Annotated in this window: 13 protein-coding genes; 4 read left to right on the forward strand and 9 right to left on the reverse strand. The window is 38.6% G+C overall.

The features are described 5' to 3' along the window. Window positions 1-242: 242 nt before the first annotated feature. A complete protein-coding gene (locus tag A33I_RS10035) occupies window positions 243-1715 on the forward strand; it encodes an aminotransferase class I/II-fold pyridoxal phosphate-dependent enzyme (protein WP_022628300.1) in 1473 nt (490 codons plus the stop codon). Window positions 1716-1758: 43 nt separating this feature from the next. Here A33I_RS10035 and A33I_RS20255 read toward each other — a convergent pair whose 3' ends face one another. From A33I_RS20255 to A33I_RS10050, 4 genes are all read right to left on the reverse strand, one after another. Continuing rightward, complete coding sequence (locus tag A33I_RS20255; protein ID WP_022628301.1) at window positions 1759-1884, reverse strand: GapA-binding peptide SR1P; 126 nt, start codon at window positions 1882-1884, stop codon at window positions 1759-1761. Between the two features lie 170 nt (window positions 1885-2054). Then, window positions 2055-2498 (reverse strand): GAF domain-containing protein, encoded by a 444-nt coding sequence (locus A33I_RS10040; RefSeq protein ID WP_022628302.1) that lies wholly within the window; start codon window positions 2496-2498, stop codon window positions 2055-2057. 127 nt (window positions 2499-2625) lie between these two features. Further along, complete coding sequence (locus tag A33I_RS10045) at window positions 2626-3690, reverse strand: M23 family metallopeptidase (protein ID WP_022628303.1); 1065 nt, start codon at window positions 3688-3690, stop codon at window positions 2626-2628. An 84-nt stretch (window positions 3691-3774) separates the two neighbouring features. After that, window positions 3775-4635 (reverse strand): polysaccharide deacetylase family protein, encoded by an 861-nt coding sequence (locus A33I_RS10050; protein WP_022628304.1) that lies wholly within the window; start codon window positions 4633-4635, stop codon window positions 3775-3777. 135 nt (window positions 4636-4770) lie between these two features. Here A33I_RS10050 and A33I_RS10055 point away from each other — a divergent pair, with 135 nt between their 5' ends. From A33I_RS10055 to A33I_RS10065, 3 genes are all read left to right on the forward strand, one after another. Next, on the forward strand, window positions 4771-5817 hold the full coding sequence (locus A33I_RS10055; RefSeq protein WP_022628305.1) for an FUSC family protein: 1047 nt from the start codon (window positions 4771-4773) through the stop codon (window positions 5815-5817). Between the two features lie 350 nt (window positions 5818-6167). After that, window positions 6168-7784, forward strand: a complete 1617-nt coding sequence (locus tag A33I_RS10060; protein WP_022628306.1) for a glycine betaine uptake BCCT transporter — start codon at window positions 6168-6170, stop codon at window positions 7782-7784. A 197-nt stretch (window positions 7785-7981) separates the two neighbouring features. Next, the gene (locus A33I_RS10065) at window positions 7982-8380 is read left to right on the forward strand and encodes a hypothetical protein (RefSeq protein ID WP_022628307.1); all 399 of its coding nucleotides are present in this window, start codon (window positions 7982-7984) and stop codon (window positions 8378-8380) included. A 40-nt stretch (window positions 8381-8420) separates the two neighbouring features. On the opposite strand, the gene A33I_RS10070 is transcribed toward A33I_RS10065, so the two are convergent. The 5 genes from A33I_RS10070 to pdhA form a co-directional block, all read right to left on the reverse strand. Next, window positions 8421-8723 (reverse strand): hypothetical protein, encoded by a 303-nt coding sequence (locus A33I_RS10070; protein WP_022628308.1) that lies wholly within the window; start codon window positions 8721-8723, stop codon window positions 8421-8423. A 155-nt stretch (window positions 8724-8878) separates the two neighbouring features. Continuing rightward, window positions 8879-10288 carry a dihydrolipoyl dehydrogenase gene (gene lpdA, locus A33I_RS10075; RefSeq protein WP_022628309.1) on the reverse strand — a complete coding sequence of 470 codons (1410 nt, stop codon included), beginning with the start codon at window positions 10286-10288 and terminating at the stop codon, window positions 8879-8881. Between the two features lie 3 nt (window positions 10289-10291). Further along, a complete protein-coding gene (locus tag A33I_RS10080) occupies window positions 10292-11581 on the reverse strand; it encodes a dihydrolipoamide acetyltransferase family protein (protein ID WP_022628310.1) in 1290 nt (429 codons plus the stop codon). Window positions 11582-11683: 102 nt separating this feature from the next. Next, window positions 11684-12661, reverse strand: coding sequence for an alpha-ketoacid dehydrogenase subunit beta (locus A33I_RS10085; protein WP_012959565.1), 978 nt, complete (start codon window positions 12659-12661; stop codon window positions 11684-11686). A 3-nt stretch (window positions 12662-12664) separates the two neighbouring features. Continuing rightward, on the reverse strand, window positions 12665-13750 hold the full coding sequence (pdhA, locus tag A33I_RS10090) for a pyruvate dehydrogenase (acetyl-transferring) E1 component subunit alpha (RefSeq protein ID WP_022628311.1): 1086 nt from the start codon (window positions 13748-13750) through the stop codon (window positions 12665-12667). Window positions 13751-13964: the final 214 nt, after the last annotated feature.

Here is a 13964-nt window from a genome sequence, read left to right on the forward strand (position 1 = left end):
TGCTTATTTTAAATTGTAAGCGTAATCAAAATAGAATGAATAATTAGACTTCATTTCTTATAGTTTAACACAGCTTTTTATGAGTCGCATATAAGTACTAAATTTGAATCTATGCAGAGTGCTCTATGATTTGGTATACTCTAATTTGTTTTATAAAATATGAAAGAATACAATTGAAATCAACAATTGAAATCAACTTTAGTAAAGATTATTATTCGATGATTATAAATGAGGTGAACGTGTTGTCACGACAAGATATAACTCCTTTATTTACAGGGGTAAAAGAGCATGCAGAACAAAACCCGATCCAGTTTCATATCCCGGGACATAAAAAAGGAACAGGCATGGATCCTGAATTCAGACATTTTATTGGAGAGAATGCATTATCGATTGATTTAATAAATATTGCCCCATTAGATGACCTACATCATCCACATGGAATCATTAAGGAAGCACAGGAACTTGCAGCAGAGGCATTCGGCGCAGATTACACCTTTTTTTCTGTACAGGGGACAAGCGGGGCTATCATGACGATGATCATGTCCGTTTGCGGACCAGGAGATAAAATTATTGTACCGAGGAATGTTCATAAGTCTATTATGTCAGCGATTATCTTCTCTGGTGCAACGCCTATATTTATTCATCCAGAGATCGATCCGCACCTCGGGATCTCTCACGGAATTACATTAGATTCTGTGGAGAGAGCTTTAGAATCACATCCCGATGCAAAAGGGCTGCTCGTTATTAACCCAACATACTTTGGAATCTCAGCTAATTTGGAGGCAATTGTTGAAGTTGCTCATTCTTATTGCATTCCGGTACTAGTAGACGAAGCACACGGTGTCCATATTCATTTTCATGATAAACTTCCGCTATCAGCGATGCAGGCTGGTGCTGATATGGCAGCTACAAGTGTTCACAAGCTCGGGGGATCCATGACTCAAAGTTCAGTCCTTAATGTTAAAGAAGGGTTAGTTTCACCTAAGAGAGTGCAGTCCATTATTAGTATGCTGACAACCACGTCTACCTCTTATCTGCTATTATCCTCTTTAGATGTGGCAAGAAAACGGTTAGCGACAGATGGTGAAGCTTTAATCGACCATACGATAAAACTAGCTCAACAAACAAGAGCTCGCTTAAATGAAATTCCGGGAATTAGATGTGTCGGCAGTGAAATTCTTGGGACAAAGGCAACTTACGATATGGACCCTACCAAATTAATCATATCTATTAAAAAATTAAGTATGAATGGGTATGAGGTTGAGAATTGGCTAAGAGAGCATTATAAAATTGAAGTTGAACTTTCTGACCTTTACAATATATTGTGCATCGTATCTTTGGGGGATACCGAAGAAAAAATGGAGATACTTGTGCAAGCTCTCAGTGAATTAGCAAAAACTCATCAACGTTCAGAGAGCCTAGAACCAAAAGCTGTATATGTACCAAATATCCCGACATTAGCCCTATCACCGCGTGATGCGTTTTATGCAGAAACGGAAGTGATTCGATTTGATGAATCTGCAGGCCGAATCATTGCTGAATTTATTATGGTCTATCCGCCAGGCATACCTATTCTTATTCCTGGTGAAATCATCTCACAAGAAAACTTAGCTTATATAAAAGAAAATTTACAAGCAGGCTTACCAGTACAAGGGCCTGAAGATGCTACATTTAATACATTAAGAGTCATTAAAGAACATCAGGCGATCAAATAACAAAAAAGCATGCCCCGTTATGAGGGGCATGCTTCTTTTATAATTATTTTTGCTTCTTAGCTGATTTGCAGTCAATACAGTTATGTCCTTTAGCATAAAGTTTTGTAACCTTTTCACCTTCAAAATGTTCGATCGTCTTGTTGCAGTTTTGGCAAATGATTGTACCCATGTGAGCATCCCCTTTATGCGTTTTTTGTAAGCGGTTTATTTTCTATAAATCTATAATAATATGTCACATTAAATTCGTCAACCATTAATTTGTATGTCACATTAAAAAATATTTTATAATTATGTCCTACCTTTTTGGCATAAAAAATAAGAGAGCCGATAGCGGCCCTCTTATTCGTAGTATTTATAATTTGCCTCAATAAAATTTGTAACTTCTTGAATAAAGATAAGATCATCCTCGCCTATTTCATAAAATTCTCTTGGGATTTGAAAAGATAACAGCCCAATCAAGTGATGCCCCTTATAGAATGGAGCAATAATGTACTGTTTATCAGCCTTTTTTTCAAAAATCATTTCCCCTCGAATGGCTGCAATACTGTGCAGCCCTTCTCCATATGGAATAACAGCCTCTTCACATGGAGTCACTCCAGCAAACGCCGCTTGAGTAAAGTTCCTTTCACTTGCTGTATATAAGCACACTGAAAATTGTTGATCCATTTTGCTAACAAGCTTATGTACAATCCCACGATAAAAATCTGGCAATGTTCTAGCATAATCAGGTACAGAGCCCACAGCAAGTCTTAATTCATCTAGGAGTTGTGATTTATCAACCAAGCCCTCGCCCCCTAAAAAAATAATCATAAACCAAAGAATGGTTTATGATTATTACAATAGCACATTATAGTAAAAAAAGGTTGTAAGCTTCAGTCGAAACGTGTCGAAACCCTCGTTAATACCAAATTCAATCCCAAATTCGTTGAAGTACTTCTTTTACTTCTTCTTGATTAAGAGGTTTCCAAAACAACTCTCCGTATATTAATAAATCTTGATGAAGGTGAAGCTCTGTTAAATCTTGATTAACTGCCCCGCTTGTCCCAGAGTTTCCAACATAGCCAATGATCGATTCTGCATTTACTCGACTGCCGACTTGAATATCTTCTGGGATATCGTATAAATGAGCAAAACGATTCATCACACCATTTGGATACTGCACCCATACTTGTCTGCCTCTCAAGCGGTCAAATATATACTCAGGAGTTTCGCCTAGCTGAGAAGTCAATGCTAAGTCTTGGTTTCGAACTTCAGGCGATGGGTATTCTACAAAGTCGTGATCGGCCCGAACGACAATCCCCTCGCCCATAGCATAAATAGGGGTGTCTGTGTAGATGTTACCTCCTGAAGAATGATCATACCAATCAATCCCTTCATGAAAGCCGTTACGATACGCTCTTGGTGCACCAGGAAGATGACTAGCAATAGTACTTACTTCAGCCCCTTTAATAGGCTTTTCAAGAAAGTCTAAATAATCAACCATCTGATCTACATTCCACTCTTCAAAATTAAATGACTCAGGCGGCCCTCCTACTGCTTCAGTTGGACCAAACCATGAGAACGTTGCAGTATCTTCTTTAAAGGTAACTGGAGTATTTAAGCCTTTTTCAATAAAGGCCGTAGGTAAGTACACTTCATCTTCTTCATTAATAACTAAATAAATATCTTCAGTAGCTAAGTATTCTCCGTTTCTTTCTAAAACAGGCACTTCATCTATCATATAAAACTGATCTTCATCGATCGTAAGCTGCAATGTACGATGTAATTCATCAAAGGAATATTCCCCTCCTGTGATTTGAACTAAATCATCAATATGGACTACTGCTTCGTTTTCTAAAACTTCAATCGGAATCTCTGCTAAAGCTTCTTCATTTTCAGCCACTTCTTCTACTTCTTCATTCTGCTCTGTTTCTTGCTGACACCCAGCAGCAATAACTCCCAATAGGAGCAAACTAACTAAAAAACGTTTCACCATTCATGCCTCTCATTTCTGTTTAAAATAGTATTCTTTATTTCTTACCAGTATAACCCGAGAATGTCTTAATAGACATATAGATGATTATTCTAAGCCTTTAATTTCCCTAGGATCAACAATATCGTATCCTTTCTCTTTTAAGCCAGTAACAATATCTTTTATGGCCTCCATCGTCCACTCTCGATCATGCATAAGGATGTTAGCCCCATTCGTTAATAAAGGGGTATTCACCATAATGTCTGCTAGAGCTTCCTTTTCCATATACTCAGCTTCCCAATCATAGCCGTATGTCCAGTTCATCAGAATCATTCCCTCGTCACGAACGACAGACTCAGAATATGCGGTATTCGCGCCAAAAGGTGCTCTGAAAAACCTTGGGCGCTCTCCAATAACCTCTTCTATTAAATCGTTTAACTCGACAATTTCTCTATATTGCTCCTCTTCGCTCAACTCTTTTAAGTTAGGATGATTCATTGTGTGATTGCCAATCTCAAAGCCCATATCGTGGATCTTTTTTAAATCAGCTTGTCCTTTTTCACTTTCAATAAAATGGCCGTTAACAAAGAATATTGCGCCAGCCCCTAATTCATTTAACGCATCTGCCATGTCTGCACTATATTTATCAGGCGCATCATCTATTGTCAGCAAGACGATATTTTGTTCACTTTCAGTTAATGATTCTACCTTCCAATTTGTTTCATTCACCTTATATAGAGCTTTAGGTTTCTGCTCAGAATTGTTATCTTCAGTTTGCTGATCTTTGCTTTTAGACTCATCTTCTCCTGACTCGAATTCTTTGGAATCAGAATTTCCTTGCTCTTTTTCTTCAATTTCTTCTATAGCTTCTTGATCACTAATCTCATCTTGTTCCACAGTAGTCGTACAACCCGCTATTATGATCAGAACAGCAAAGATAATCACTAGGTAAAAAGATGACTTACTCAACTTGAAACACACCCTTTCTTAACTAGACCTTGTAAAGCATATCAAACTTTTTCCTAACTTGGTAGATGTGTATAACTTTTTTCGACATGCATCATACTAAATATGATTTAAGGCTGGTGCAAAAAGAGGGATATTATGCGAAAAAAAGTTGTTATTGGGAGAAGAGTGCTCAAAACAGGGCTCGCTGTATTTTTAACAGCCCTACTATGTCATTGGTTTGATCTCCCGGCCACCTTCGCTGTGATCACAGCGATTGTTACGACAGAACCGACTGCAGTGGACTCCCTAAAAAAGGGGTTAGTCCGTCTGCCGGCAGCGTCTATCGGTGCAATATTTGCTATCGTCCTTGATGTTACACTCGGACAATCTGCTTTGACCTATGCATTAGTAGCTATGTTAACGATATTTACTTGCTCTAAATTAAAATTAGATACAGGTACTCTTGTAGCCACCTTAACCGCTGTTGCCATGATTCCAGGTACGACCGACCATGTTATAGCTGATTTTTTCACCAGAATGTCTGGAACATCAACCGGTATTATTGTCTCTACATTAGTTAACTTTGTTATTCTCCCTCCTAAATTTGGGCCGATCCTTGTAAATAAAGTGGAGAGTTTATTTGAAAAGACAGCTCACACGTTAGAAAAGACTGTAGAACATCTCTTAGATAATGAAGAAAACGATCGAACTCATTTATACAGGGATTTACATACCCAGCTGACGACTACTTATCAGTTGACTCAGTTTCAATATGATGAATGGCGTTATCGTAAATCAAATGAATTTGAAAGACGTTCTTTCGGGTTTCTTAAACGTAAACTTGATTACTTACACTTAGTCCTTTTTCACATCGGGAAGATTTGTCACTTACGTGTAAACCACCACATTTCAGAAAAAGAAAAAGAAGAAATGATAGCAGCCGTGCAGTCATTTAAAAAAATTATCGCTGACCCTCTTCACCAAATCGCAACAAGTCATCATGTGGTGATCGAGGAACTAAAACAAAAGAGAGGTTTTTACACAACGGAAGAAGAGACGATCTCCTTAATGACACTTGAATTATTATCGCTGCATAAAGCAACCGAGGAGCTCGCCCATATTACTCAAGATGAGCGACGGTTTTCTATTCAGGAATCCTCATACCCTGATTATATTTTTAAGCGAGCAATTCAATATGAATAGAACAACTAAAACCTTTATGAATAAAACATATAAAACCACACAAAGAACCATTTAATGTATCTTTAGTAAATAACAGTCTAAAGTGGTGTTTATTATGTAAAATTATCAAAAAAATATGTTTAATATAATACAAAAGCGGTTAAAGAATATAGTCCATTTGCTTTATCTCCATATCTAAGGGTTATTGGTTGTTATATAGCCCAAAGATATGTTAGCTTAGAGATTGTGACTTTACGCACATACAAAGGGCAGGCTAATACTTAACCGGATTATCAAAATGATTTGTTCCAACGTACAAAATGGTAACTACTAATTTGTAACCACTAAAACTGAATAGGAAGGTGATATGAATGAAAAAGCTTACGCCTGTTTTTATTATTTCTGTCGCTATAGCTTTTGCTTTTATTGCTTGGGGTGTTTTTGCACCTGAAAATCTTGAAGCTGTTACTTCAAGTACACAAGAATTTATCACAAACGAATTAGGCTGGTTTTACCTGCTTGCTGCTACAGGATTTTTAATCTTTTCACTTTATTTGATCTTTAGTCCTTACGGAAAAATTAAACTTGGTAAACCTGATGAAAAGCCTGAATACAATTACCTCACATGGTTCTCATTCTTATTTACAGCTGGTATGGGGATTGGGCTTGTTTTTTGGGGTGTGTCTGAGCCTATGTATCATTTCTTTGAACCTCCAAGTGCTGAACCCGCTTCAAATGCCGCTGCAGGAGAAGCTATGAGGTACTCGATTTTCCACTGGGGATTACATCCTTGGGCGATTTATTCTGTCGTTGCCCTAGCATTAGCTTATTTTAAATTCAGAAAAGATGCTCCAGGTATTATGAGTGCTGTTTTCCAACCTCTATTAGGTGATAGAGTGAACGGGAAAATTGGTACGACAATTAATGTCATTGTTGTATTTGCGACTATTTTCGGGGTTGCTACATCCCTTGGCTTTGGTGCTGCCCAAATTTCTGCTGGTCTTGCATATCTTATCCCCGGGCTAGGAAATTTCAGTGATGCTGCACTTCAATTAATTGTCATATTAATTGTCACTGTTCTATTTATGGTTTCTGCCCAAACAGGGTTAAATAAAGGGATTCGAATTTTGAGTAAGACAAATGTCTATTTAGCAGTTACTCTTATGTTATTTGTCTTATTCTTAGGACCTACAAGCTATATTATGGGCGTGTTTACTCAGGGTGTAGGAAGTTATATTCAAAACCTGGTTGGCATGAGTTTTAGATTAGACGTTTACAATGCTGAGACAAGCTGGGTTGAAGGATGGACGATCTTCTATTGGGCTTGGTGGATCTCCTGGGCTCCTTTTGTTGGAACGTTTATCGCACGTGTTTCACGAGGTCGTACCATTAGAGAATTTGTTATTGGGGTTCTTGCTGTTCCCGCTACGTTCGGCGCATTATGGTTCAGTGTCTTTGGCGGAACAGGAATTTATATGCAGCGTGAAGGAATTGCAGATATTAACGGCATTATGACAGACTCCGGTATGGAAGTAGCTTTATTTGCTGTATTAGAACAATTCCCCCTTGGTCTAATCATGTCTATCGTGGCGGTTTTCTTAATTTCTTCATTCTTTGTTACATCCGCTGACTCTGCTACAGTCGTTCTTGGAATGCAGACAACAAATGGAAGCTTAAACCCGCCAAACTCTGTGAAATTCGTGTGGGGGTTAATTATTTCAGCTTCTGCAGCTGTTTTATTAACCTCTCCACAAGGACTCGGAGCATTGCAAACCGCAGCCATTATCGCAGCTCTGCCTTTTACAGTGATTATGATCTTTATGATTGTATCAGTCATGAAAGCATTAAAAGAAGAAAAGCCTACTCTAGCAACAGAAAAAGAACGTATTAGACAAGAACGATTTGACTTAAAACAAGAAAGAGAAAAGCTAAAGCAAGAAAAAATACTTTTTAAAGAAGAAAAAGCGGCAAATAAAAAGAAAAAATAATGTTAAAAGAGTGCATCCAAAAAAGATGCACTCTTTTTTTATTAGCTAATTCTCATTTTCTCCTGGATCATCGAACTCTTTGTCATAGTCTTTGCTTTTCGTTTACAGTTCTATTACGCCTGCTCTAATAAGGTTTGATCCGTGCTAAAATGAGGTATCTTACTTTAACGGATATTTTATGCAAGGAAGTGACATACATGGAAAAGCTACTATTATCAATGCTTCTTGCCCCAATATTCATGTTATCAGCCTGTGTCTCTTCTGCTTCAAATGAAGACAATCAACCATTTTACGAAGAATCTAATATGGTCACTTTATTCTTTTCTGACCCTAAAGCTATAGATAAAGAACACACGTATTACGACGCTTTATTAGAGTTTCAAACACATCACCCCGAACAACTTTCTTCTTTTTATGTAATAGAAGCTGAAGACAAGGATAAGGTCAAACAGTATGACATTGAAACGTTTCCGACGATGCTCATTTTAAGTGGTGAACATATACATTTAAGACTAGAAGGCCCACAGAGAAAAGATAATATTATATCAAACCTAACAAATATGATTAATACTCAAAAAAACCAATTAGAATTATAGCTTTAATGAAAAAAGGATGCTTCAAAAGAAGTATCCTTTTTTATATGATTGGAAACGGTCCGTATGGTCGTTGAGAGAAATAAAATTCTTCAGCTGCTTCAATCATCTCTTTTCCACTTGAGAACGCCGTTGAATGTTGGATAAATTGCGTCCAACTTTCATCTTCTACTTCAAAGTCCTTAATGGTAATGATATTTTGATTGCTTTGTGCAACCCATTCATTCCACTCATTATAAGCCGTATATTTCTTCATAAACTGATTTGAAAAGAGAATAGGTAGTGGAACTTGCCCGAAGGATGATAAGGCATCCAGCGTCCATTTAAAGAGAGATTTGTGTTTCATACGATCACCTCATTAAGATTTAAGACGTATTTAGGAGTCCCTTCGGTTGTCCGATCAGTTACCTTAGTCTTACTATAAATCATATTAATCCGAGTTGTCAAATGTGAATTTAAAATAGAAAAAAGCCACTTGAAAACAAGTGGCTTTTAAAAAAGTTATTTTACAATGTGAATAGGTGTACCAATAGCAACTTCAGCAGCTTCCATTGTGATCTCACCTAATGAAGGATGCGCATGAATAGTAAGAGCAATATCTTCAGCAGTCATACCCGTTTCAATTGCAAGTCCAAGTTCTGCAATCATATCAGAAGCATTTGGTCCAGCAATTTGAGCTCCAATCACTAGCCCATCTTCTTTACGAGTGATTAGCTTCATAAAGCCATCAGTATCGTTAAGAGATAGAGCACGTCCGTTAGCTGCAAATGGGAACTTAGCTGCTACGATATCATAGCCTGCATCTTTTGCTTCTTGTTCACTGTAACCAACTGTAGCAAGCTCTGGATCAGAGAATACAACAGCAGGAATAGCTAAGTAATCGATTTCTGATTTTTCACCAGCAATAGCTTCAGCTGCAATCTTACCTTCGTAAGAAGCTTTGTGTGCTAATGCAGGACCTTCAATAATGTCACCAATTGCATAGATGTTGCTTACATTTGTACGACACTGCTTGTCCGTTTTAATTAAACCTCGATCTGTCATTTCTACACCGATTTGTTCAAGGCCAAGCTCTTCAGTGTTTGGTTTACGACCAACTGTCACAAGAACATAGTCTGCTTCAAACACTTCTTCTTTCCCTTTAACTTCAGCTGTAACTTTAACGCCGTTTTCTGTTTCTTCCACGCCTTTAGCAAGAGCTTCGGTATGGAATGCAACACCGTTCTTTTTTAGTCTCTTCTCAACAAGTTTACTCATTTGCTTTTCGAAGCCAGGAAGGATTTGTTTGCCGCCTTCTAGAACTACTACTTCAGTACCCATGTTAGAATATGCACCAGTAAGCTCGATACCAATGTATCCCCCACCGATTACAACCATTTTCTTAGGTACTTCTTTAAGAGCAAGAGCCCCTGTTGAGTTGATAACACGCTCAGTGTATTTGAAGCTAGGAAGTTCAATCGGGCTAGAACCTGTTGCAATGATACAATTTTTGAAGTTGTATGTTTGCGAACTTTTCTCGTCCATAATACGTACAGAGTTCTCAGAAGCAAAGTATGCTTCCCCTTGTACGATCTCAACTTTGTTTCCTTTAAGAAGGCCTTCAACACCGCCTGTTAATTTCTTAACAACAGAGCCTTTCCATTCTTGAACTTTATCAAAGTTGATTGAAACGCCTTCTGCAGTAACTCCCATATCCTCAGAATGCTTAGCATTGTGATAACGGTGTCCAGCTGAGATAAGTGCTTTTGATGGGATACAACCTACATTAAGACATACCCCTCCAAGAGTTCCTTTTTCAACAATCGTTACTTTTTGTCCGAGTTGGGCTGCACGGATTGCTGCAACATATCCTCCTGGACCTGAACCAATGACGAGTGTGTCTACTTCATTTGCGAAATCTCCAACAACCATTCATTACCCCTCCATTAATAGTAATTGTGGATCATTTAACAGACGCTTAACGTGGTTTAGAGCATTCTGAGCTGTTACGCCATCAATTAAACGGTGGTCATAGCTAATAGAAAGAGCCAACACTGGCGCGGCTACAATCTCGCCATTTTTAACGACTGGCTTCTCTTCAATACGACCAATACCTAGAATAGCGACTTCTGGGTGATTGATAACTGGTGTAAACCATAGACCACGAGCAGAACCAACATTAGAAATTGTTGCTGATCCGCCCTTCATTTCTGCACCACTAAGTTTACCATCACGAGCTTTAACTGCCAACTCATTAATTTCATCCGCTAATGCAAAAATAGATTTACGATCCGCATCTTTAACTACAGGGACGAATAAACCGTGCTCTGTATCCGCTGCGATACCAATGTTGAAGTACTTTTTGTAAACAATCTCATCATTTGCATCATCGATTGACGCATTTAATGCAGGGTATTTACGTAATGCAGCTGTAAGTGCCTTCACTACATATGGTAAATAAGTAAGCTTAGTACCTTGTTCAGCTGCGATTTCTTTATATTGTTTACGGTGAGCAACTAGAGCTGAAACCTCTACTTCATCCATGTGAGTAACATGAGGGGCAGTGTGCTTAGAGTTAACCATTGCTTTTGCAATAGCTTTACGTACACCTTTGAATGGTACACGCTCTTCCATTTCGCCAGCTGGAATTGCCGTTGGCTCACTCTTAGCAGCTGCTTGATCTTGTTTAGTATCAGCAGTGTCTGCTTTAGCATCAGAAGCAGTGTCTGCACCGCCGCCGTTTAGGTGGTTTTCAATATCTTCTTTCAGAATACGGCCATTTTTACCCGTACCGTTTACTTGCTTGATGTTTACACCTTTTTCACGTGCAAACTTACGAACTGAAGGCATCGCAATAACACGCGTGTCATCGTTGTCATCATTCGTGTTGTCAGCTTTAGGAGCTTCTTCTTTTTTCTCTTCTTTTGGTTCTTCTTTTGCAGGCTCTGCTTCTTCTTGTGAAGCACTTTCTTCAGCAGGGTTTGCATCACCAGCGTCGATTGTTACAAGAACATCACCAACTATGCTTACTGTTCCTTCTTCAACTTTCACTTCGAGAACTTTCCCGTCAACTGGAGAAGGGATCTCAACAACTGCTTTATCATTTTGAACTTCTAAAAGAATATCATCTTCTTTAATTTCATCGCCTGGTTTTACAAACCATTTTACAATTTCACCTTCGTGAATTCCTTCACCAATATCAGGCAGTTTAAATTCATATGCCACTTTGAAGTGCCTCCTTTATTTAACCTTTTTTACATAAAATAATGAAATGAGTGAAAAGGAAAGACGTTCATCTTTCCTTCTCATGCTTGTCTATGTTTTGAATTAGAAGTTAACAACTTTCTTAGCTGCTTCAATTATTTCTTGATAATCAGGTAACCACTCATCTTCTACTGCAGCAAACGGATAAACCGTATCAGGTGCTGCAACACGTAGAACTGGAGCTTCAAGGCTAAGAATTGCACGCTCAGTGATTTCTGCTACCACGTTTGCTGCGATTCCAGCTGCCTTTTGAGCTTCTTGTACAACGATTGCGCGGTTTGTTTTCTCAACAGATGCAATAATTGTATCAATATCTAGCGGACTGATCGTCATTAAATCGATAACCTCAGCATCGATTCCTTCTTTTTCAAGCTCTTCTGCTGCTTTTAGAGAAGAGTGAACCATCGCGCCGTATGTGATAATAGAAACATCTTTACCTTCACGCTTCACATCAGCTTTACCTAATTCAATTGTGTACTCCTCTTCAGGAACTTCTCCACGGAATGAACGATAAAGTTTCATGTGCTCTAAGTAAACAACTGGATCGTTATCACGGATCGCAGAAATTAATAATCCTTTTGCATCGTATGGAGTTGAAGGGATAACAACTTTTAAACCAGGAGTTTGAGCCATAAGTCCTTCTAAGCTGTCTGCGTGCATTTCAGGCGTTTTTACTCCACCGCCAAATGGTGAACGTACAGTAATAGGTGCATGCTGCTTACCTGCTGTACGGTAACGAAGTCTGTTCATTTGACCTGCGATTGAATCGAACACTTCAAACACGAAACCAAAGAATTGTACTTCCATTACCGGACGGAAACCAGTAAGACCAAGACCAATAGCTAAACCACCAATTCCAGACTCAGCAAGAGGTGTATCGAATACGCGCTCTTCACCGAATTCTTTTTGTAAGCCTTCAGTCGCACGGAAAACCCCACCGTTTTGACCAACGTCTTCTCCAAACACAAGAACATCTTCGTTATTCTTAAGCTCATTACGCATAGCATCCGTAATCGCTTGGATCATTGTCATTTGTGCCATCGCTTACTTCGACTCCTTTGCTGTGTACTCTTCCATTTGTTCACGAAGGTTAGCTGGAAGCTCTTCAAACATGAAACCAATTAAGTCAGTTACTTTTTGTTTAGGAGTGCTGTCCGCTTTCTTCATTGCATCTTTAATATCTTCTTTTGCTTTATCTACAACTTCATTCTCTTGCTCTTCTGTCCATAACCCTTTTCCTTCTAGGAATTTACGGAAACGTACTAAAGGATCCTTTTTTGTCCACTCATCATCAAGATCTGAAGAACGGTAACGAGTAGGATCGTCACCAGCCATTGTATGTGGACCATAACGATATGTCATTGTTTCAATAAGTGTTGGACCATCACCAGCTAATGCACGCTCACGAGCTTGTTTTGTTGCAGCATATACAGCAAGTACATCCATACCATCAACTTGAATTCCTTCAATACCAGCAGCTACTGCTTTTTGAGCAATCGTCTTAGCAGCTGATTGCTTTTCAACTGGTACAGAAATTGCAAAACGGTTATTTTGAACGATAAATACAGCAGGAGCGTTATAAGCACCAGCAAAGTTCATTCCTTCGTAGAAGTCACCTTGAGATGCACCGCCGTCACCTGTGTAAGTGATCGCAATGTTATTTTTCTGTTTACGCTTAAGGCCTAATGCCACACCAGCTGTTTGAATGATTTGAGCTCCGATGATAATTTGTGGCACCATAATATTCAAGCCATCAGGAATCTCACCGCCGCCATAGTGTCCGCGTGACCATAAGAATGCTTGGTGTAATGGAAGACCGTGGAATACAATTTGCGGAATATCACGGTAACCAGGAAGGATCCAATCCTCTTTATCAAGCGCAAATTGAGATCCAAGCATTGAAGCTTCTTGCCCCGCAACTGGTGCATAGAAACCTAAACGCCCTTGACGGTTTAATGAGATTGCACGTTGGTCCCAAATACGTGTATAAACCATACGCTTCATAATCTCTTGCAGCTCTTCATCACTTAGTTCAGGCATTGCAGCTTCGTTAACAATTTCGCCTTCTTCGTTTAAAATCTGAAACGTTTCAAATTGATCTTCAACTTGCTCTAACGTTTTTGTACTCATCTACCTTCACCTCTACCTTTCTTTTAGCAAATTCACACAATCGTGAATATAGTCTTCATCTGAAACAGTCTTGTTGATTATCTCTTCGGCAAAACTCTTCATTAGGATACCCATTCATAGAAGTTAAATAACCTTCTTTTGTATGAATAAAACGTTTTTCTAGAAAGTTTTTCGGGTATATAAGTAGTTTTTGTCGAATTATGTAACTTTTCAC

It is taken from the genome of Alkalihalophilus marmarensis DSM 21297 (assembly GCF_000474275.2).
Taxonomy (GTDB): domain Bacteria; phylum Bacillota; class Bacilli; order Bacillales; family Bacillaceae_D; genus Alkalihalophilus; species Alkalihalophilus marmarensis.

What these genes read in the sequence shown, in the direction of transcription:
- A33I_RS10045 (WP_022628303.1), bottom strand. Translation starts at nt 3,690, where the DNA reads ATGGTGAAACGTTTTTTAGTTAGTTTGCTCCTATTGGGAGTTATTGCT.
- A33I_RS10070 (WP_022628308.1), bottom strand. Translation starts at nt 8,723, where the DNA reads ATGAAACACAAATCTCTCTTTAAATGGACGCTGGATGCCTTATCATCC.
- A33I_RS10060 (WP_022628306.1), top strand. Translation starts at nt 6,168, where the DNA reads ATGAAAAAGCTTACGCCTGTTTTTATTATTTCTGTCGCTATAGCTTTT.
- lpdA (WP_022628309.1), bottom strand. Translation starts at nt 10,288, where the DNA reads ATGGTTGTTGGAGATTTCGCAAATGAAGTAGACACACTCGTCATTGGT.
- A33I_RS20255 (WP_022628301.1), bottom strand. Translation starts at nt 1,884, where the DNA reads ATGGGTACAATCATTTGCCAAAACTGCAACAAGACGATCGAACATTTT.
- A33I_RS10065 (WP_022628307.1), top strand. Translation starts at nt 7,982, where the DNA reads ATGGAAAAGCTACTATTATCAATGCTTCTTGCCCCAATATTCATGTTA.
- pdhA (WP_022628311.1), bottom strand. Translation starts at nt 13,750, where the DNA reads ATGAGTACAAAAACGTTAGAGCAAGTTGAAGATCAATTTGAAACGTTT.
- A33I_RS10055 (WP_022628305.1), top strand. Translation starts at nt 4,771, where the DNA reads ATGCGAAAAAAAGTTGTTATTGGGAGAAGAGTGCTCAAAACAGGGCTC.
- A33I_RS10085 (WP_012959565.1), bottom strand. Translation starts at nt 12,661, where the DNA reads ATGGCACAAATGACAATGATCCAAGCGATTACGGATGCTATGCGTAAT.